Source organism: Comamonas kerstersii (genome assembly GCF_008801935.1).
GTDB classification, from domain to species: Bacteria; Pseudomonadota; Gammaproteobacteria; order Burkholderiales; family Burkholderiaceae_C; genus Comamonas; species Comamonas kerstersii.
On the sequence record NZ_VZOT01000001.1, the window covers coordinates 176,762 to 195,419 of the forward strand.

The 18,658-nt window shown below is 61.2% G+C and carries 19 protein-coding genes; 6 read left to right on the forward strand and 13 right to left on the reverse strand.

Features of this window, described 5'->3' with window-relative positions:
- Positions 1 to 15: 15 nt before the first annotated feature.
- The 7 genes from F7P80_RS00855 to pobA all read right to left on the reverse strand — a co-directional run bounded on the left by F7P80_RS00855 (position 16) and on the right by pobA (position 7,230).
- A complete protein-coding gene (locus F7P80_RS00855) occupies positions 16 to 942 on the reverse strand; it encodes an amidohydrolase family protein (RefSeq protein ID WP_151042120.1) in 927 nt (308 codons plus the stop codon).
- Entirely contained in the window at positions 939 to 1,865 is a 927-nt protein-coding gene (locus tag F7P80_RS00860) for an NAD(P)-dependent oxidoreductase (RefSeq protein ID WP_151042122.1), read from the reverse strand. The genes F7P80_RS00855 and F7P80_RS00860 overlap by 4 nt, the downstream gene beginning before the upstream one ends.
- A gap of 9 nt (positions 1,866 to 1,874) precedes the next feature.
- Complete coding sequence (gene ligK / locus F7P80_RS00865; RefSeq protein WP_151042124.1) at positions 1,875 to 2,558, reverse strand: 4-carboxy-4-hydroxy-2-oxoadipate aldolase/oxaloacetate decarboxylase; 684 nt, start codon at positions 2,556 to 2,558, stop codon at positions 1,875 to 1,877.
- Positions 2,559 to 2,667: 109 nt separating this feature from the next.
- A complete protein-coding gene (locus F7P80_RS00870) occupies positions 2,668 to 3,696 on the reverse strand; it encodes an amidohydrolase family protein (protein ID WP_054065628.1) in 1,029 nt (342 codons plus the stop codon).
- 66 nt (positions 3,697 to 3,762) lie between these two features.
- Complete coding sequence (locus F7P80_RS00875) at positions 3,763 to 5,115, reverse strand: MFS transporter (RefSeq protein ID WP_151042126.1); 1,353 nt, start codon at positions 5,113 to 5,115, stop codon at positions 3,763 to 3,765.
- A gap of 91 nt (positions 5,116 to 5,206) precedes the next feature.
- The gene (locus tag F7P80_RS00880; protein WP_080025210.1) at positions 5,207 to 5,902 is read right to left on the reverse strand and encodes a substrate-binding domain-containing protein; all 696 of its coding nucleotides are present in this window, start codon (positions 5,900 to 5,902) and stop codon (positions 5,207 to 5,209) included.
- Positions 5,903 to 6,054: 152 nt separating this feature from the next.
- On the reverse strand, positions 6,055 to 7,230 hold the full coding sequence (pobA, locus tag F7P80_RS00885) for a 4-hydroxybenzoate 3-monooxygenase (RefSeq protein WP_151042128.1): 1,176 nt from the start codon (positions 7,228 to 7,230) through the stop codon (positions 6,055 to 6,057).
- A gap of 136 nt (positions 7,231 to 7,366) precedes the next feature.
- Between pobA and F7P80_RS00890 the strand changes: the two genes are divergently transcribed.
- On the forward strand, positions 7,367 to 8,140 hold the full coding sequence (locus F7P80_RS00890; RefSeq protein WP_054065650.1) for an IclR family transcriptional regulator domain-containing protein: 774 nt from the start codon (positions 7,367 to 7,369) through the stop codon (positions 8,138 to 8,140).
- On the opposite strand, the gene F7P80_RS00895 is transcribed toward F7P80_RS00890, so the two are convergent.
- Positions 8,123 to 9,049 carry a LysR family transcriptional regulator gene (locus F7P80_RS00895; RefSeq protein ID WP_054065624.1) on the reverse strand — a complete coding sequence of 309 codons (927 nt, stop codon included), beginning with the start codon at positions 9,047 to 9,049 and terminating at the stop codon, positions 8,123 to 8,125. The genes F7P80_RS00890 and F7P80_RS00895 overlap by 18 nt on opposite strands.
- 157 nt (positions 9,050 to 9,206) lie before the next feature.
- Here F7P80_RS00895 and F7P80_RS00900 point away from each other — a divergent pair, with 157 nt between their 5' ends.
- On the forward strand, positions 9,207 to 10,208 hold the full coding sequence (locus F7P80_RS00900; RefSeq protein WP_151042129.1) for a Bug family tripartite tricarboxylate transporter substrate binding protein: 1,002 nt from the start codon (positions 9,207 to 9,209) through the stop codon (positions 10,206 to 10,208).
- A gap of 51 nt (positions 10,209 to 10,259) precedes the next feature.
- On the opposite strand, the gene F7P80_RS00905 is transcribed toward F7P80_RS00900, so the two are convergent.
- The 5 genes from F7P80_RS00905 to apbC form a co-directional block, all read right to left on the reverse strand.
- The gene (locus tag F7P80_RS00905) at positions 10,260 to 11,273 is read right to left on the reverse strand and encodes a M48 family metalloprotease (protein ID WP_058880312.1); all 1,014 of its coding nucleotides are present in this window, start codon (positions 11,271 to 11,273) and stop codon (positions 10,260 to 10,262) included.
- A 15-nt stretch (positions 11,274 to 11,288) separates the two neighbouring features.
- On the reverse strand, positions 11,289 to 11,882 hold the full coding sequence (locus F7P80_RS00910; RefSeq protein WP_151042130.1) for a LemA family protein: 594 nt from the start codon (positions 11,880 to 11,882) through the stop codon (positions 11,289 to 11,291).
- 92 nt (positions 11,883 to 11,974) lie between these two features.
- Positions 11,975 to 12,379: a group II truncated hemoglobin gene (locus F7P80_RS00915; RefSeq protein ID WP_151042132.1), complete on the reverse strand. Its 405-nt coding sequence runs from the start codon at positions 12,377 to 12,379 to the stop codon at positions 11,975 to 11,977.
- A 92-nt stretch (positions 12,380 to 12,471) separates the two neighbouring features.
- On the reverse strand, positions 12,472 to 12,855 hold the full coding sequence (locus tag F7P80_RS00920) for a TraR/DksA family transcriptional regulator (RefSeq protein WP_151042133.1): 384 nt from the start codon (positions 12,853 to 12,855) through the stop codon (positions 12,472 to 12,474).
- 263 nt (positions 12,856 to 13,118) lie between these two features.
- Positions 13,119 to 14,213 (reverse strand): iron-sulfur cluster carrier protein ApbC, encoded by a 1,095-nt coding sequence (apbC, locus tag F7P80_RS00925; protein ID WP_054065619.1) that lies wholly within the window; start codon positions 14,211 to 14,213, stop codon positions 13,119 to 13,121.
- Positions 14,214 to 14,367: 154 nt separating this feature from the next.
- Here apbC and F7P80_RS00930 point away from each other — a divergent pair, with 154 nt between their 5' ends.
- The 4 genes from F7P80_RS00930 to metG all read left to right on the forward strand — a co-directional run bounded on the left by F7P80_RS00930 (position 14,368) and on the right by metG (position 18,302).
- Positions 14,368 to 14,952 (forward strand): restriction endonuclease, encoded by a 585-nt coding sequence (locus F7P80_RS00930; RefSeq protein ID WP_151042134.1) that lies wholly within the window; start codon positions 14,368 to 14,370, stop codon positions 14,950 to 14,952.
- A gap of 79 nt (positions 14,953 to 15,031) precedes the next feature.
- Positions 15,032 to 15,322, forward strand: a complete 291-nt coding sequence (locus tag F7P80_RS00935) for a caspase family protein (protein WP_054065618.1) — start codon at positions 15,032 to 15,034, stop codon at positions 15,320 to 15,322.
- Positions 15,277 to 16,083 carry a hypothetical protein gene (locus F7P80_RS00940; protein WP_151042135.1) on the forward strand — a complete coding sequence of 269 codons (807 nt, stop codon included), beginning with the start codon at positions 15,277 to 15,279 and terminating at the stop codon, positions 16,081 to 16,083. The genes F7P80_RS00935 and F7P80_RS00940 overlap by 46 nt, the downstream gene beginning before the upstream one ends.
- 149 nt (positions 16,084 to 16,232) lie before the next feature.
- Positions 16,233 to 18,302, forward strand: coding sequence for a methionine--tRNA ligase (gene metG, locus F7P80_RS00945; protein ID WP_058880309.1), 2,070 nt, complete (start codon positions 16,233 to 16,235; stop codon positions 18,300 to 18,302).
- Positions 18,303 to 18,658 lie beyond the last annotated feature (356 nt).

Genomic DNA, 18,658 nt, shown 5'->3' on the forward strand with positions numbered 1-18,658 from the left:
ATGACGGGTCTGCGCTCAGGCTTCTTCGGGCCAGTACAGGCGCATGGGGTTGTCCACCAGCAGCTTGCGCTGCAGCTCGGCGGTCGGCGCGATGTGGGGAATGAAGTCCACCAGCAGACCGTCGTCGGGCATGTGGTCCTTGAGGTTGGGGTGTGGCCAGTCGGTACCCCACAGCACGCGATCGGGGAACTCCTCGACCACGCGGCGTGCAAAAGGCACGACATCCTGGTAGGCATTCTGCTCGCCAGCCAGCGCCTTGGGGCCGGTCACGCTCAGGCGCTCGGGGCAGGACACCTTGCTCCACACATTCTTGTGCTCGCGCATGAACTTCAGGAACAGGGCGAACTCTTCGCTGTCCACGCCCTTGCTCACGTCGGGGCGGCCCATGTGGTCTACCACCACGGTCGTAGGCAATGCAGTGAAGAAGTCCCACAGCTCGGGCAGATCCACGGCTTCAAAGTAGATCACCACATGCCAGCCCAGCTTGGCGATGCGGCCTGCGATTTCCATCAGCTCGTCCTTGGGCGTGAAGTCCACCAGACGCTTGACGAAGTTAAAGCGCACGCCGCGCACGCCGCGCACGCCAGCAGCGTGGAGGGCCTGCAACTCTTCATCGGTCACGCTGCGCTTGACGGTCGCCACGCCACGCGCCTTGCCGCCGGAGGACAGGCAGGCATCGACCATGGCGCGGTTGTCTGCACCGTGGCAGGTGGCCTGCACGATCACATTGCGGGCAAAGCCCAGATGGTCGCGCAGGGCAAACAGCTGGTCCTTGCTGGCGTCGCAGGGGGTGTATTTGCGCTCGGGTGCAAAGGGGAACTGGTCACCGGGGCCAAACACGTGGCAGTGGGCGTCCACAGCGCCTGCAGGCAGCTGAAACTTGGGCTTGGCTGGGCCCTGGTACCAGTCCAGCCAGCCGGGGGTTTTGGTGAAAGCGCTCATTGAGATGTTTCCTTCAGAGAGTGCAGCAGGCGATCGGCTTCGGTGCGCCAGTCGCTGCTGCGTGCAAATTCAGGGGTAGCACGGGTGCCGAACACGCCGCGATCGGCCAGATCTGCCACCCATGCCTGGCGCTGGGCAATGGCCTGCGCGGCAAAGGCGGGCATGCCCACGTCGCTGACGGTGTGGGCAGATTCGAACATTTCTTCGCTGCGGCGGCGGCCATGCTCGATCACGCGCTGGAAGAAATAGCTGGCCTGCTTTTGCCAGTCGATGCCGGGAAAGGTTTCCTGCAGCGATGCCAGCACGGCATCTTCCACACCGTAGTGGCGTGCAGCCGTCAGGCTTTCGATGACCAGCGCTTCCATGCCCTTGATCATCACGCTGCGGCACATCTTGGTGGCGGAGGCCACGCCCAGCTGCTCGCTGGCCACCTTGGCATCAAAGCCCAGGGGCTGCAGCACGGGCAGCAAGGCTGCAGCATGCGTGCCGCCAAGCAGCATGGGCACGCGAATGCGGTAAGGCGGCACACTGGTCATGACGGCCGACTCCACATAGCGGCCCCCTGCTGCGTCCACCAGCGCTGCAGCCTGCTGCTTGATGCCGGGGGAGGCAGAGTTCATGTCCAGATAGAAGCAGCCCGCACGCAGCCGTGCAATGCAGGACTGCGCCGCTGCCAGCGTCTGGCTGGCAGTGACGGCGCTGATCAGCACATCGCACTCGGCAGCCATGGCGGCTGCGCTGGCGCACAGCTGCACGCCATGCGCCTGGGCATGTGCCTGCAGCGGCTGCGCCGTGGAGGCGTCTTCCAGCTTCAGGTCATACGCACGCACGGATACCGATTGCGCGCGCAGGTCTTCCGCCAGAATGCGGCCCACTTCGCCATAGCCGAGCAGGCCCACCGAAACAGCGTGGAGCATGACCATGGTGCAGCGTCAGTCGATGTAGCGCAGGCCAGCCTTTTCCAGGGGCTCGCGCATCTTGTACATGTCCAGACCCAGCACACCGGAGGCCAGCTTGGCGCGCTTTTCGCCTTCGAAGCTCTCGCGCTTCTGGGCAGCTTCCAGCACCTGGGCAGCACGGGCGGCGGGCACGCAGACCACACCGTCGTCGTCGGCCACGATCACGTCACCGGGCGTGACGATCTGGCCTGCGCACACCACGGGGATGTTGACCGAACCCAGTGTCGCCTTGATGCAGCCCTTGGCCGAGATGGCCTTGCTCCACACGGGGAAGTTCATCTCCTGCAGCGTCTTCACATCGCGCACACCGGCGTCAATGATCAGCGCACGTGCGCCGCGCGACTGGAAGCTCGTCGCCAGCAGGTCGCCAAAGTAACCATCGGTGCACTCGGCGGTGATGGCGGCCACCACGATGTCGCCGGGCTGAATCTGCTCGGCCACCACGTGCATCATCCAGTTGTCACCGGGGTGCAGCAGCACGGTCACTGCCGTGCCGGAGACCTGGCAGCCGGAATAGATGGGACGCATATAGGGCTTGAGCAGGCCCACACGGCCCATGGCTTCGTGCACGGTGGCAGAGCCCAGTGCTGCCAGACCGTCAGCGGCTGCGCGGTCTGCGCGCTGAATATTGCGATACACCACACCCAATTCGTACATGACTGATTCCTTTTTTAAAAAAAGATAGCTGCCAGCGCTTGCAAATAAAAGGATTCAGATACTTTTCTATCCAAAACCCTTATATAACAAGCGCAAGGCGCTCTGTTTTTTACTTACCTTGTGCCTTCAGGGCTGTGTCCAGACGGCTGAACACGCGGCGTGCATTGCCTTCGTAGACCATGTGCTTTTCTTCCGCCGTCAGGTTCTGCGTGGCTTCGATGTAGCGCTTGGTGTCGTCGTAGTAATGGCCGGTGCGTGGGTCGATGCCGCGCACAGCGCCAATCATTTCGCTGGCGAACAGAATGTTCTTGACGGGGATGACTTCCGTCAGCAGGTTGATGCCGGGCTGGTGGTAGACGCAGGTGTCAAAGTAGATGTTGTTGAGCAGGTGCTCTTCCAGCAAAGGCTTTTTCATCTCCTGCGCCAGACCACGGTAGCGGCCCCAGTGGTAAGGGGCTGCACCGCCGCCGTGGGGGATCAGGAACTTCAGGGTGGGGAAGTCCTTGAACAGATCGCCCTGGATCAGCTGCATCACGGCCGTGGTGTCGGCATTGATGTAGTGCGCGCCCGTGGTGTGGAAGCACGAGTTGCAGCTGGTGGAGACGTGGATCATCGCTGGGATGTCGTACTCCACCATCTTTTCATAGATGGGGTACCAGCTGCGGTCGGTCAGCGGAGGAGAATTCCAGTGGCCGCCCGAGGGGTCGGGGTTCAGGTTGATACCGACGTTGCCGTATTGCTCCACGCACTTGACCAGCTCAGGAATGCAGGTCTTGGGGTCCACGCCGGGCGACTGGGGCAGCATGGCAGCGGGAATGAAGTGCTCAGGGAACAGCTGGCTGACGCGATAGCACAGCTCGTTGCAGATGGCTGCCCAGGTGGCCGAAGTTTCAAAGTCACCAATGTGGTGGGCCATGAACGAAGCACGGGGGCTGAAAATGGTCAGGTCCGAGCCGCGTTCCTTCATCAGGCGCAGCTGGTTGCTCTCGATGCTCTCACGGATCTCGTCGTCGCTGATCTTCAGTTCAGACACCTTGGGCGCCACGCTGGGGTCCTTCAGACCGGCAATCTGGCGATCGCGCCAGGCACCCAGTGCTGCAGGCGCCGTGGTGTAGTGGCCGTGTACGTCAATAATCATGGCGAATTCTCCTTGTGAGAAAGTTTTCAATGCGAAAGTGCAGCAGCCTTGTTACGAGCCCGCGGCTCAGTCCTTGGGGCTGCCCCAGTGTTTGACCAGCAGTGCGACCATGGCCACCACACCGGCCATGGCAACGACCGTAAAAATCTCGCTGAAGCTCAGATCACGCGCGGCCAGTTCGGCCACCAGGAACGAGCCTGCAATACCGCCAAAGCGGCCAATACCCAGCATCCAGGCCACGCCCGTAGCACGGCCGCTGGTGGGGTAGAAACCCGCAGCCAGTGCAGGCATGGACGACTGGGCCGTGTTCATGATGGTTCCGGCAATGAACACCACTGCCACCAGTCCACCCAGGTTGCCGGCCGACTGGCCAATCCACCAGATGCTCACGGCCGTCAGCGCATAGCCACCGGCAATCACGGCCGTGGCGTTGAAGCGATCCATCAGCCAGCCACAGAAAATCGCCCCCACGCCACCCAGCGGGAAGAGCGCAGCCACCAGGGTCGCTGTCTTGGGGTCCAGCCCACCTTCCTTGAACAGCACGGGCATCCAGTTCATCAGCGCATAGAAGATGACCAGGCCCATGAAGTAGGCAATCCACAGCATCACCGAGCCCAATGCATAGCGCTTGGACAGCACCACGGCCAGGCCACTCTGGCCTTGCTCGACCTGCTTGTGCTCGGTCATCACAAAGCGCTGCACGCTCTGCAGCGACTTGCCCGTAATGCTTTGCATCACCGCGCGAATGCGCTGCACGTCATAGCCCTTGCCCAGCATGTAGCGCACCGACTCTGGCAGCAGCAAAACCAGCAGCACCAGCAGCACCAGCGGTGCAATACCGCCCAGAATCAAGACACTGCGCCAGCCAAAGTTGGGAATCATCCAGGCGGCCAGAAAACCACCCAGGGCCGAGCCCAGCGGGAAACCACAGAACATGGCGTTCGTGAGCATGGAGCGGCGGGCATCGGGGCAGTATTCGCTCATCAGGGTCACGGCATTGGGCATGGCAGCGCCCAGACCAACGCCTGTCACAAAGCGCCAGATGGTGAGCTCTTCAATGCTGTGCGACCAGCCAGACACCAGACAGGCCAGCCCCATGACCAGCACGGAGGCAAGCAGCACGGCCTTGCGGCCAAAGCGGTCTGCCAGCGGCCCGGAAGCCACGGCCCCCGCAGCCAGACCAAACAGCGCAGCGCTGAGCACTGGTGCCAGCGCAGGTTTGGAAATGCCCCACTCACTGATCAGCGAGGGGGCGATATAGCCAATGGCCGCTGTATCAAAACCATCGAGCAGCACGATGGTGAAACACAGGGCAAAAATGACCCATTGAAAACGTGAGAACGGATGCTCGTTGAGCACGGTCTGGACATTGACCGCATCGGTACGGTCAGCAGTGTCCGCTTGGGGGGCTTGGGTCATGACAGTCTCTCAATTTCTTCTAACGCGCACACCAGCCACGGCGCGAGTGGCATGCATGACCGTGCACCGCAGCGCACGGACATGGTAGGAATCAGCCCCCAACCGCCGCCATGCCCTGACGCTGCTTGGCCTCGGTCGCCGCAGGGGACGCCATGAAGGCGAGCAGACGCTGCACAGTTTCGGCATGCTGGGTCGTTGCAACCACAGCACCGGAAAACACCGTATCAATGGCCACGGCCTGCGGCAGTGTGCCCACGATCTGGATGCCCGGTACATGAATCAGTTCAGACAGCTGCTGAAAGCCCAGCGCTACAGCACCGCGAGCCACCAGCGAGCCCACGGGTACACCAGGGCGGGCCTGCACCATGCGCGACTGCACCTGGGCAGCAATGCCCCAGCGTTCTAGCAGCTGCAGCAAGGCCAGACCACTGGGGCCGGTCGAATAACCAATGGCGGAGGCGTTCATGACGGCCTGGCGCAGGGCCTCTTCGGTGCTGATGTCGGGGGCCTTGGCACTGGCTGGCACAGCCACAGCCGTGCTCGAGAGCATCAGATCCACCTGGCTGCCGGCCAGCACATGGCCGGCATTGCTCAAATTCTGGATGGCGTTCGAAGCCAGGAACACCACATCAAAAGCTTCCCCATTACGCACACGCTGTGCCGCATCCACGCCACCTACAGACTCGATGTCGACAGGCTCACCGCCTTGTGCCTGCCATGCCTGCACCAGATCCGCTAGCACCTGACGGGTGGCCATGGATGAAATACCTCGTAATACAGCGCTCACTGGAGTGTCTCCTCTGTTCTCATGGGCGCAGGCGCCTGGGCACTGCGCTGCTGTTTTTTTTGATCTCTTGCACCCATTGTGGGGCCATCCTTCCCCATGGGCTAGGAGAAGGTAGCGCTATCAGCTATGCCGTGACGGCATAGCTCTCAGGCTTACAGCAAAGGCAGACCCACGTAGTTTTCGGCCAGCGAGGTCGAACCTGCCTGCGAGCGCACGATGTAGCCCAGCTCGGCTTCCTGCACCTTGACATCAAAGTCATTCATGTCAGGGAACTTGTGCATCAGCGAGGTCATCCACCACGAGAAGCGCTCGGCATTCCAGATGCGGCGCAGGCAGCGCTCGGAGTAGGCATCAATGCCTTCGCTGCTGCCGCTCTGGTAGTACTGCTTCAGGCCGGTGTACAGATAGCCCACGTCGGACGCAGCCAGGTTCAGGCCCTTGGCACCAGTAGGTGGCACGATGTGCGCTGCATCACCCGCCAGGAACATGCGACCAAAGCGCATGGGCTCGGTCACAAAGCTGCGCAGCGGTGCAATGCTCTTTTCCAGCGAAGGACCGGTGACCAGACGTTCACGGGCTTCGGGGTCCAGACGCAGCTTGAGTTCTTCCCAGAAGCGCTCGTCGCTCCAGTCTTCCACCTTCTCGGTCAGTGGCACCTGCAGGTAGTAGCGGCTGCGAGTCTGGCTGCGCTGGCTGCACAGCGCAAAGCCGCGCTCGGTGTGGGCGTAGATCAGCTCTTCGCTCACGGGAGGCGTGTCGGACAGCAGACCCAGCCAGCCAAACGGATAAACCTTTTCAAAGATCTTGATCTTGTCCTTGGGTGCGCTGGCGCGGCAGATGCCATGGAAGCCGTCGCAACCGGCGATGAAGTCGCACTCGATGGTGTGCTGCACACCATCTTTTTCATAGGTCACGCGCGGTGCATCTGTCTCGAAGTCATGAGGCTGCACCTTCTGCGCTTCGTACACCGTGGTCAGACCGGCCTTGGCACGCACTTCCATCAGATCGCGCGTCACTTCCGTCTGGCCATAGACCATCACACGCTTACCGCCCGTCAGCTCATGCAGGTTGATGCGATGGCGCTTGCCGCCAAACAGCAGCTCAATGCCGTCATGGGGCAGACCTTCAGCGTGCATGCGCTCGGCAGCACCGGCTTCTTCCAGCAGGTCTACGCTGACCTGCTCCAGCACACCTGCACGGATACGGCCCAGCACGTAGTCGCCGCTGCGCTGCTCCAGGATGATGTTGTCAATGCCAGCCTTGTGCAGCAGCTGACCCAGCAGCAGACCGGCAGGGCCTGCACCCACGATGACGACGGAGGTACGCATCTCAAATCTCCTTGAATGTGTTCATTTACAACAGCACCAAGACTAGTTTTGATACGTATCAACCCAAATAGGCAATCTTGCAAGCTTGCGCGATGATCGCGCAAGTTGTGCGATGTTCGCACAGAACCTGAAACACATGCCCCCTATCGCCCACGCGGATTTCATCGCTGGTCTGGCCAAAGGCCTGGCCGTGCTCGAGAGTTTTGATACTGAGCGCCAGCGCCTCAATGCCACCCTGGCGGCGCAGCGTGCCGGTCTGACCCGAGCTGCTGCACGCCGCCATCTCTTGACACTGGCCCATCTGGGCTATCTCGAAACCGATGGCCAGTATTTCTGGCTGGCGCCCAAGGTGCTGCGCCTGTCCGGCAGTTATCTGGCATCGGCCCGCCTGCCGCGCACCATGCAGCCCACACTGCAGCGCCTGAGCCAGCTCACGGGGCTGTCATGCTCCACCGCCGTGCTGGACGGCCATGAGATGGTGATCGTGGCACGCAGCAGTGCACCGCAGCAGACCATCTCGCGCCTGGCCTATGGCCTGCACCTGGGCAGCCGCCTGCCAGTACATGCCACCTCCACCGGCCGCATCATGCTGGCCAGCATGGAAGATGCCGAGCTGCACCAGTGGTTGGCGCAGGCCTCGCTGCCTAGGCTGACGGCCTATACCGTGACCTCGGCACAGCAACTGATGTCACTGCTGTACATGGTGCGCCAGCAGGACTTTGCCTATGCGCGCGAAGAGCATGAGATTGGTGTGCACGCTCTGGCCGTCCCCCTGCGTGATCTGCATGGCCGCACCGTAGCCGCACTCAATGCCGTGGGCAGCCCCAGCGGCCACACCCAGGACTATCTGGAGCGTGAAGTGCTGCCGCTGCTGCAGGATGCGGCGCGCGAACTACGCACCATGCTGTGAGATGCGCGCCTTGCTCTGCGCCACGGCCTGCAGGCACAGGCGGCGCAGCACTTCTGCAGTGCGCCGCATCAGCGGGGTCGCTTGGCGCTTGGCAGACTGCACCAGACACAGCGTACTCATGATGTGGGGCTCCACAATGGGCACGATGGCCAGCTGCTCATCCATGGCGTCCTGGCTCAGCGCACTGGGCGTGAGCGTGGCAAAGCCATAGCCGCTGCGCACCAGGTCCAGAATGGCAGGCACGCTGGACACTTCCCACACCACGTTGAGCTTGACCTGCGACAGCGTGGCCTGCGCCTCCATCAGCTTGCGAAAGATCTGCCCGCGCTGGGGCATGATCAAGGGGTATTGCGACAGCTGCGCAAACGGCACCTGCTGCAGATCAGGCATGCGCTGCACCGGCCCGACCAGACACAGCGGCTCCTGCTCCACAGGCATGACTTCAATGTGCGGCTGCGGCTCGGGCGTGTAGACCAGGCCCAGGTCCATGCGACCGGTGGTCAGCCATTCGGCAATATTCACGGAAAAGCCTTCACTCACGGCCAGCTTGGCCTTGGGCATTTCCCTGTCAAACGTGTCAATCAGGGACAGCGTCAGCCGCCGCGCCAGGCTGGGCGGCAAGCCCACCACGATGCGTCCCACCGGCTCGTCGCGGTGGCTGCTCAGGTCTTCCTTGGCCAGGGTCACGCGCTGCATGATGGCGTGGCCATGCTCCAGCAGCCTGCGGCCTGCATCCGTGAGCGTCACGCCACGGCCTGTGCGGATCAGCAGGGTTTCGCGCAGCTCAGCCTCCAGCGCCCGCACCTGTCGGCTCAGGGCAGGCTGGGCAATGTCCAAAAGCATGGCTGCCTTGCTGAAACTGCCGGTCTCGGCCACGCATACAAAGGTTTCAATCTGCTGGAGGTTCATGAATTAAGGGTTTGCACCCATCTGATATGTATTTTCAGCATAGCTGCTAGGCAGTGGCCCCATTAGACAGGGCGCCGTGCATGGACACAATCTATGCTTGGAACCAGTCTAATTGAGACTTGACACTGCACAGCACAACACAACAAGGAGACCAGCTATGCAACCATCGAACAAGATGAATCGCCGCCAGGCCGGATTTGCGCTGGGCGCCCTCGCCCTGGCCAGCATGACAGGCCTGCGCGCGCAGACCCCGGCCAGCAACTGGCCTGCCAAGCCGGTGCGCATCATCAACCCCTTCCCCGTTGGCGGTGGCCCTGATGGCACTTCGCGCATTCTGTCAGACAAGCTGGGCCGCCTGTGGAAGCAGTCGGTCGTCGTGGAAAACCGTCCCGGCGGCAACGGCTTCATCGCCATCAACGAATTCAAGCGTGGTGCAACCGACGGCACCGACATCATCCAGCTGGACAACGTGCACATCGCGGCCTACCCCGCACTGTTCAAGAAGCTGCCCTACGACGTAGAGAAAGACTTCAAGATCGTGCTGCCGCTGTTTCGCACCTACTTCTTTGTCTGCGTGCCCAACAACAGCCCCTACCAGACCATGGCGGACCTGATTGCAGATGCCAAGGCCCGTCCCGGCGAGCTGAACTATGGTTCTTGGTCCGTGGGCAATCCCGTGCACCTGGGCTCGGCTTTGCTGGAGTCGCTGACCGACACCAAGATGGAGCACGTGATCTTCAAAGAAACCAGCCAGCTCTATCAGAGCGTGGCCAATGGCGAGCTGAACTTTGCCCTGGGCTCCTCCGGCACGGCAGGCCCGCTGGCACGCTCGGGCAAGCTGCGTTTCCTGGCCGTGATGGCGCCTGAGCGCCTCAAGGGCTTTGAGGATGTACCCACCATTGCCGAGTCCGGCGGCCCTGCTGACGCCATCGTGACCGGCTGGAATGCCTTTGCCGTCTCGCCCAAGACACCAGATGATGTTGTCGCCAAGATTCGCCAGGACGTCACCAAGGTGCTGCGCGAGCCAGATGTTGACCCCAAGTACCAGACTTTTGGCTATGTGAGCTACTTCCCCACAGACGCTGAGTTCCAGCAGTTCATGCAGGAAGAGTCCAAGCGCTTCAGCAATGTGATTCGCCGCGCGAATATTTCGCTGTAAAGCAGTGCTTCCTTGGTAAAGAAAGCTGCCGGTGGTGGACGGCAGCTTTTTTTACGCCTGCGCTTGGCGCTCCAGCGGCAAGGCGCGCATGGGCCTGCCGTAGATGCGAGCAATACGCTCCTGCAAAGGCGGATGGGCATCCAGCCAGTGCTCCAGCCTGCTGCTGTGTGGTGTCTCTGCCAGCAACATGTGCTGCACCAGCGGGTGATCCAGCCCCGTGTGGCTGCGCCGGTCAGACTGCCAGCCACCTGCATGCAGCTGGGCCTGCAGACGCTGCATCAGCACTTTGCGCAGCACGCCGCCCAGGGCATCGCGGCTGCGCGTCCATTGCACGGCACGTGCATCGGCCAGGTATTCGCGCTGGCGCGAGACAGCTGCCTTGAGCAGACGCCCGCCCAGAAAGCCCACAAAGCCTGCTGCCATCACCGCATTGCCAAACCACCAGGCCAGTGCGCCGCGCTCACGCAGGTTTTCGCCAAAGTGGTAGACCAGCTCCAGACCGCTGACCATGCCAGCCAGCCGCATGTTCAGCACGGTGTCGCCTTCCTTGAGGTGTGAGAGTTCATGCGCCACCAGCCCCTGCATTTCATCGCGGGTGAGGTAGTCCAGCGCCCCCTGGGTCACGGCGATGACGGCGTCTTGCTGCGTCCAGCCCGCAGCAAAGGCATTGATGGCATCCGCACGCGCCAGCACCACCACCTGCGGCGTGCGCATCTGCGCAGCAATACACATTTCCTGCACGATGTTGCACAGCTGCTGCTCAGCCAGCGCACTGCCGGGCCGGGCCTCACGCGCCCCAATGCGCTGTGCCAGCTTGCGCCCGCCTTCGCTCAGCTGCTCATAGGTCAGCCACCAGCCGCCCAGAATCAGCAGCAGTGTCACGCCCACATTGGTGGCCACAAAACCACGCGGATAGTCCAGCCCCAGCGGAGCAAACAGCAGCCACCACGCCAGCGTCAGCCCGCCATGCACGGCCAGCAGACTGGCCAGCACGCACAGCACAAACAGCAGCACCAGCCAGCGCGTGGTACGCCGCGCATTGCTTTGCCAGTCCCAGAATGACATACAGCGCCCGATTGCTTAAAAGCGCACGCTAGGGGCCTGGCGCTCTTGCGCGTTCATCGTGGACTGCAGCATGTCCATGTGCGCAAAACCGAGCAGGCGGGCCCAGATCAGATCAGGGAACTGGCTGGCCTTGTCGTTGAAGGCCATGACCTCGTCGTTATAGGCCTGACGGGCAAAGCCAATACGGTTTTCGGTACTGGCGATCTCTTCGCTCAGACTTTGCATCTGGGCATCGGCCTTGAGTTCCGGATAGGCTTCTGCCACCACCATCAGACGGCCCAGGCTGCTGCCCAGGGCCTGCTCGGCCACAGCCAGCGCACCCAGTGCCTGTGCCTGCCCGGCATGACCACGCAGCGCTTCGCTGGCTTGTACGGCCTGACTGCGTGCCCTGGCCACTGCTTCCAGCGTGCTGGCTTCGTGCTGCATGTAGCCACGTGCGACTTCCACCAGATTGGGGATCAGGTCATGGCGGCGTTTGAGCTGCACATCAATCTGTGACCATGCGTTTTCCACGCGGTTGCGCAGCAGACGCAGGCGGTTGTAGACCGCAGCCCCCCACAGTGCCAGCACCACCAGCCATGCAAGAACAACCATCCATGTGCTTCCCATCACGCCCTCCCTGTCCGTTAGCTTATTGGATATGTAAAGGGCATCTTATCCAGCGCCTGAAGCATCACCAACCGCTGGCAGCAGGGCGTTGCTTACACGCCGCGGTTGCGCATCCAGTCCGCGGTCTGCATGAAGCTGTGGCGCAGACGTGTGCGCAGTGCCTCGGGCACTTCGGTTTCCAGCATGGCCTGATCCATGCACGCCACCCACTGGTCACGCTCCTGAATGCCGATGGAAAACGGCATGTGGCGCATGCGCAGGCGTGGATGGCCAAAGCGCTCGACATAGTAATCAGGACCGCCGAGCCAGCCGCACAGAAACCAGAACAGCTTCTGGCGCGCATCCTCCAGCGTGGAGCCATGCGCAGCGCGCAGCTCCTTGTAGCCGGGCTCCAGATCCATCAGGTCATAGAAACGGTCCACCAGCCGGCGCACTGGCTCTTCGCCGCCCATCCATTCAAAGGGCGTATCAAATGGTGGTTTTTCTTCAATCTGCATGACACACAAGACTCAAAAACAAGCAGCCCACCGAAATGGCAGACTGTCTGTGTCAAGTGTGCCAGTTGTGCGCTGTGGCTGCCAGGCCAGGGTCATGCCAGACGGCGCTTCTGGGCTTCGTGTGCGGTCTGGCAATCGATACAGCGCTTGGCTGTGGGAAAGGCCTGCAGGCGTGCCGCGGCGATGTACTTGCCGCAGTCCAGACATTCGCCGTAGCTGCCATCGGCGATGCGCTGCAAGGCGGCGCGTACGTCGTGCAGTTCCTGCTGGTCACGCATGCGCTCGGCGTGGCGCACCTCGCGTGCGGCTGAGGCACCGCTCTGGTTGGCATCAGGCTCGGGCGGCAAGTCTTCCAGTGCCTGGGCCTGCTGGGCGTTTTCTGCATGGACGGCGGCAATTTCCTGCTGCAGCTGCTGTTCACGCTGGTGCAGGATGTGCTCCAGCGCCTGGATCTGGGTGGTATTCAAGCGTGTCATGCCCCCAGCATGCGCCGGAACCCGGTTGGATGCAATGGGGGCGACACGGGGTTTGAGCCAGCACAAAAACTATGAAAAAACAAGCATCTAGCGCTTGCAATGCTTAAATTTCAGAATGTTTTCTATCTGAAACCCAGTAAATTCAAGCGCTGGCAGCTATAGCTAAAAGAGCAGCACCAGATCCGAAAAAACAAACGCCCCGGCAAAGCCAGGGCGCATGCTGTATCGAGCGACTGCAGAGGCTGCAGCGCACACCGCTCACATCAGGTGTTCTTGCTGATGGTGATGGTGGGGAACTTGGCCGAGAAGTCCTTGGCCTTGCTGGCGATCTTCACGGCCACATCACGGGCCAGCTTCTTGTAGATCTGCGCAGCTTCGCTGTCGGGGGCAGCCATCACGGTCGGCATGCCGCTGTCCGCCTGCTCGCGGATCTGCATGGACAAAGGCAGGGAGCCCAGGAAGTCAATCCCCCACTCTGCAGCCAGCTGCTTGCCGCCGTCCTGGCCGAAGATGTGCTCCACATGGCCACAGTTGCTGCACACGTGCATGGCCATGTTCTCCACCAGGCCCAGGATAGGCACCCCCACCTTTTCAAACATCTTGATGCCCTTGCGTGCGTCCAGCAAGGCGATGTCCTGAGGTGTGGTCACAACCACGGAGCCGGTCATGGGCACCTTCTGGCTCAGGGTCAGCTGGATGTCGCCGGTGCCTGGAGGCAGGTCGATCACGAGGTAGTCCAGATCCTTCCAGTTGGTGGCGCGCAGCATCTGCTCCAGCGCCTGCGTTGCCATGGGGCCGCGCCAGATCATGGCTTCATTGGGGTTGTTCAGCAGCAGGCCAATGGACATGATCTGCACGCCGTAGTTTTCCAGCGGCTCCATGGTCTTGCCGTCAGCGCTCTCGGGCTTGCCATTGACGCCAAACATCATGGGCACGCTGGGGCCGTAGATGTCTGCATCGAGCACCCCTACGCGCGCGCCTTCGGCGGCCAGCGCCAGTGCCAGGTTGGCCGTGGTGGTGGACTTGCCCACACCGCCCTTGCCAGACGCCACGGCAATGATGTTCTTCACCCCGGGCACCAGCTGCACGCCGCGCTGCACGGCATGGGCCTGCACCTTGGTGTAGACGTTGGCGGACACGTTTTCCACCCCGGGCAAGGTCTTGGCGGCAGCAATCAGTTGCTTGCGATAATCGGCAACCAGGCTTTTGGCGGGATAGCCCAGCTCTACGTCAAACGCCACGTCACTGCCGCTGATTTGCACATTGCGCACGGCGCGCGTGCTTACAAAATCCTTGCCTGTATGAGGATCGATCACAGTGGCCAGCGCGGCCAACAAGCCTTGTTCGGTAAGAGACATGTCGTTGTAGTACTTGTGGTTAGGTGGGTCTGAGAAAATCAGAGCCCTGAAGTCTATCGAAGCCCTTCAACCCATGTGGTGAACGGGTTCTTGTCCTTTTGGTGCATGCTGCGCCCCCATTGCCTCTTCTAGCCTTGAGAAAGATTTGCCTGCCATGAAATTCAAAATGGCCGAAAACTCCCTGTTTGCCATCTTGCTGCGCTCACGCTGGTGGGTGAGCTTTCTGGTCGGTGCCGTCTGGGCACTGCTGGCTGCTGCCCTGGTGCCAACGCCTTACAAGATGGTGGCCATTCTGGGCTCACTGCCCTTCTGGGTACTGGGCTTTGTGGCCTTTGTACGCCAGTATGACCAGCCCACCCCCCGCCAGCAGCAGGCCCTGCTGGCAGATGCTGCCAGCAAGAACTGGCAGGAATTTGCCGACCACCTGCAGCGTGCATGGGTGGTAGAAGGCTACGAAGTACAGCGCAGCAAGGACGCTGCCTATGACTTTGTGCTGCAGCGCAATGGCCAGACCACGTTGGTGGCAGCCAAGCGCTGGAAAGCCGCGACCCATGGTGTCGAGCCCCTGCGCGCCCTGCATGCGGCCATGCAGTCACAGCAGGCCCAGGTCTGCGCCTATGTCTGCCTGGTCCCGCTGCAGGACACGGCACAGCGCTTTGCCGATGAGCAGCACATCGCTGTGCTCAGCGGCCTGACACTGGCCACCCTGCTGCAAAAGCCGCTGATGGCCCAGCCCTGAGCCATAGGACTTCTGGCCCGACAGGCTGCCGCGCTGTCAGCAGCCTGTCACCTACGGCACTTGGTGCGTGCCGTGATTTATGACACCACCTGCCCCCAGCAAAAACTGGGACGGCAAACGCCGCCAGCACTTGCAGCAACTTGGCAGCCTCGGGCTGCTGGCTACTGGCAGCTTGAGCAGTCTGCATGCCCTGACTGCCCAGGCACAGGACAGCCAGCTGCCTTTGCACGTGCTGCTGATTGGCAATGCCAACTACCAGCGCAATGCCGTGCTGCGCAACCCTGCCCGTGATGTACAGCTGCTGGCGCAGGCCTTCGGGGCACGATGCGCTGGGTGCAATGGACGTTTGACCACCTGCCGCCATGGCTGATCCCTGCCTTTGTCTACGCCTCTGCGCTGAGCATTGTTGCCAGCGCCAGCCACAAGTACCTCTACAACTGCCTGATGGTCAGCGAGAGGCAGACCTGGGCTATTTTTCTGAGCGGGGTGCTTGCAGGCTTGGCCTGGCAGAACCTGTGCCAGCACCTTGCCAGACAGCCGCGACTGCCCATCAAAGCCGCAGCCCTGGCTCGCAGTCTGAGCGGCACCAGCCTGGTCGTCGGCGCAGGCACCGCCTGGCTGCTTTATGAATACAGCAGTCTGCGCTATGCCTCGGCCGGCATGTGCTCCCGCCTGGGCGTGCTGGACCTGAATCTGCAGCCTTTTTTCCAGCGCATGGCCTTGCTGACTGAGCAGCAGCTGCACCTGGTTCCCCTGCCCGCCTTGCTGACGGCCGTAGCATGGGGGCTTTTTGTGGGCCTGATCGTTCTGATAGAAAGCCGCACGGCAGTCACTGCGCTGGCTGAACTGCTGCGCCAGACACAGCGCCATGCACAGGCAGAAACTCTGCACACCCCGCTGATGCGCTGGAATGCAGGTTGCCAGGCCTTGCTCACCCCAGCCACTACGATTGCCAGCAGTGTCTCCCAGGCGCGCAGCCAGATGATCTGGAGCCTGTACCAGCCTAGCGCCATGGCCGTGCTGCTGATCTCGGTCGTCACCGGGCAGACGCTGCTGGGCTTTGTGATTCCTGCCATCTGGTCCATAGGCATGCACTGGTGGCGCATGCGTAAAACGCCTTGTCCTTCCTAAGCATTGCAGGACATTTCTTGCTGCAGGCACTGGCACTTTGAGCCGGTCTTTTCAAACCACAACCTCGGTCATAGCCGCATTTGCTGCACAGGCGCGCTTGGGCTTCTAAAATCTTGGGTTGCTTTTCACTGCCCAACGAGAAGGCCCTCATGTCCCAACGCAAGATTTTTGTCACCACCGCCTTGCCGTATGCCAACGGCAATTTCCACATCGGCCACATCATGGAGTACATCCAGGCCGACACCTGGGTGCGTGCACAGCGAATGCAGGGCAATGCCGTGAACTTCGTGGGCGCGGACGATGCCCACGGCGCGCCCATCATGATTGCCGCTGAAAAAGCTGGCAAGACTCCCCAGCAGTTCGTGGCTGATATTGCGGCCGGCCGCAAGCAGTACCTGGACGGCTTTCATATTGCCTTTGACAACTGGAGCAATACCGACAGCCCCGAGAACCACGAACTGTCCAAGCAGATCTATCTGGATCTGAAAAAGGCCGGTTTCATCGAAACCCGCACCATCGAGCAGTTCTTCGACCCCGAGAAGAACATGTTCCTGCCCGACCGTTTCATCAAGGGCGAGTGCCCCAAGTGCCACGCCAAGGACCAGTACGGCGACAACTGCGAAGTGTGCGGTGCGGTCTACGCCCCTACCGATCTGATCAATCCCTTCTCGGCCCTGTCCGGCGCCAAGCCTGAGCTGCGTACCTCCGAGCATTTCTTCTTCAAGTTGTCGGACCCACGCGCCGTGGAGTTCCTCAAGGAATGGACCCAGAATGGCCAGCACGTGCAGCCCGAAGTGGCCGCCAAGGTCAAGGAATGGTTTGGCGTGCGCACCAACCCCGATGGCACGACCAGCGAAGGCCTGGACGACTGGGATATCTCGCGAGATGCGCCTTACTTTGGCATTGAGATTCCCGATGCCCCCGGCAAGTACTTCTATGTGTGGCTGGATGCGCCCGTGGGCTATCTGGCTTCGCTCAAGAACCTGCTGAATCAGCGCGGCGAAGATTTTGACGCCTACATGGCCGACCCCAACCTGGAGCAGTACCACTTCATTGGCAAGGACATCGTCACTTTCCACACGCTGTTCTGGCCTGCCATGCTCAAGTTCAGCGGCCGCAAGACGCCGACCAAGATCTGCGTGCATGGTTTCCTGACTGTGAACAACGGCCAGAAGATGTCCAAGAGCCGCGGTACGGGTCTGGACCCGCTGAAGTACCTGGCGCTCAAGATGAACCCCGAGTGGCTGCGCTACTACCTGGGCGCCAAGCTCAACGGCAAGAACGAAGACATCGACTTCACCGCCGAAGACTTCATGCTGCGCGTGAACGCTGACCTGATTGGCAAGTACGTGAACATCGCTTCGCGCGCTGCAGGCTTTATCTTCAAGCGCTTTGAAGGCAAGCTGGGTCAGATCTCTGAAGACGGCCAGGCCCTGCTCGAAGCCCTGCGTGCACAAAAAGACGCCGTGGTTGCTGCCTATGAAGCACGCGACACGGCCCGCGCTGCCCGCGAAATCATGCTGCTGTGCGACAAGGTCAACAGCTATGTGGATGCCAACAAGCCCTGGGAGCTGGCCAAGCAGGAAGGCATGGACGCTCGCCTGCAGGACGTGTGCTCGACCTGTATCGAAGCCTTCCGCCTGCTGACCGTGTACCTCAAGCCCATGCTGCCCGCGGTCGCTGCGCAGGTAGAAGCCTTCCTGAAGATCGACGCACTGCAGTTTGCCGACGCTGACCGCCTGCTGGGCGCTGGCCACGCAATTGGCAAGTACGAACACCTGATGCAGCGCGTAGTGCCTGAGCAACTGGAAGCCCTGTTCGAACCCCCAGCAGCCCCCGAACCTGAAGCTGTGAAGCCCGGTGGCGAAGAGATCGCCCCCACCATCACGATTGATGACTTTGCCAAGATTGACCTGCGTATTGCCAAGATCGTCGAGTGCAAGGCGGTGGAAGGCTCTACCAAGCTGCTGCAGCTGACACTGGACGTGGGCGAAGGCAAGACACGCAATGTGTTCTCCGGCATCGCCAGCATGTACAAGCCCGAGCAGCTGCAGGGCAAGCTGACGGTGATGGTGGCCAACCTGGCGCCCCGCAAAATGAAGTTCGGTATCTCCGAAGGCATGGTGCTGGCGGCCAGCCACGCCGACAGCAAGGTAGATGCAGGCATCTATGTGCTGGAGCCCTTCCCCGGCGCCCAGCCCGGCATGCGTATCGGTTAATTGCACACACCCCACAAAGCCCTTGCAAGCACTGCCTGCAAGGGTTTTGTTGTTGCAGCCCATCACTGCCACTCATCCATCTTTTCACGCATTCCGCGATCCAATCCCTCTCAGAACACGAAGGCAAAACAAGTTGCGCAGTCACTGACTGACTCATCAGAAAATTTGCCATAAAGGCTTATATTTTCTGCACGGACTGCTCACATATTTATTTTTTCAAGGTCACGTGCAACGCACCCGCAGCGTGCAGCAAGAGCCAAGCCGCCTGCGACCAGCGGTGCTTATATGCACATTGCACATGCTTCTAACTGTTGGTTGCAAGCCACTACCTAGAATCCGTCGCTTCCACCGCTGCG

Bases quoted from the DNA above. Each gene is read 5' to 3' on its own strand.
- F7P80_RS00910 (WP_151042130.1), bottom strand. From the start codon at position 11,882: ATGGGAAGCACATGGATGGTTGTTCTTGCATGGCTGGTGGTGCTGGCA.
- F7P80_RS00905 (WP_058880312.1), bottom strand. From the start codon at position 11,273: ATGTCATTCTGGGACTGGCAAAGCAATGCGCGGCGTACCACGCGCTGG.
- pobA (WP_151042128.1), bottom strand. From the start codon at position 7,230: ATGCGTACCTCCGTCGTCATCGTGGGTGCAGGCCCTGCCGGTCTGCTG.
- F7P80_RS00875 (WP_151042126.1), bottom strand. From the start codon at position 5,115: ATGACCCAAGCCCCCCAAGCGGACACTGCTGACCGTACCGATGCGGTC.
- F7P80_RS00920 (WP_151042133.1), bottom strand. From the start codon at position 12,855: ATGACACGCTTGAATACCACCCAGATCCAGGCGCTGGAGCACATCCTG.
- F7P80_RS00930 (WP_151042134.1), top strand. From the start codon at position 14,368: ATGAAATTCAAAATGGCCGAAAACTCCCTGTTTGCCATCTTGCTGCGC.
- F7P80_RS00895 (WP_054065624.1), bottom strand. From the start codon at position 9,049: ATGAACCTCCAGCAGATTGAAACCTTTGTATGCGTGGCCGAGACCGGC.
- metG (WP_058880309.1), top strand. From the start codon at position 16,233: ATGTCCCAACGCAAGATTTTTGTCACCACCGCCTTGCCGTATGCCAAC.
- F7P80_RS00855 (WP_151042120.1), bottom strand. From the start codon at position 942: ATGAGCGCTTTCACCAAAACCCCCGGCTGGCTGGACTGGTACCAGGGC.
- F7P80_RS00900 (WP_151042129.1), top strand. From the start codon at position 9,207: ATGCAACCATCGAACAAGATGAATCGCCGCCAGGCCGGATTTGCGCTG.
- F7P80_RS00935 (WP_054065618.1), top strand. From the start codon at position 15,032: ATGACACCACCTGCCCCCAGCAAAAACTGGGACGGCAAACGCCGCCAG.
- apbC (WP_054065619.1), bottom strand. From the start codon at position 14,213: ATGTCTCTTACCGAACAAGGCTTGTTGGCCGCGCTGGCCACTGTGATC.
- ligK (WP_151042124.1), bottom strand. From the start codon at position 2,558: ATGTACGAATTGGGTGTGGTGTATCGCAATATTCAGCGCGCAGACCGC.
- F7P80_RS00860 (WP_151042122.1), bottom strand. From the start codon at position 1,865: ATGGTCATGCTCCACGCTGTTTCGGTGGGCCTGCTCGGCTATGGCGAA.
- F7P80_RS00890 (WP_054065650.1), top strand. From the start codon at position 7,367: ATGCCCCCTATCGCCCACGCGGATTTCATCGCTGGTCTGGCCAAAGGC.
- F7P80_RS00940 (WP_151042135.1), top strand. From the start codon at position 15,277: ATGCGCTGGGTGCAATGGACGTTTGACCACCTGCCGCCATGGCTGATC.
- F7P80_RS00870 (WP_054065628.1), bottom strand. From the start codon at position 3,696: ATGATTATTGACGTACACGGCCACTACACCACGGCGCCTGCAGCACTG.
- F7P80_RS00915 (WP_151042132.1), bottom strand. From the start codon at position 12,379: ATGCAGATTGAAGAAAAACCACCATTTGATACGCCCTTTGAATGGATG.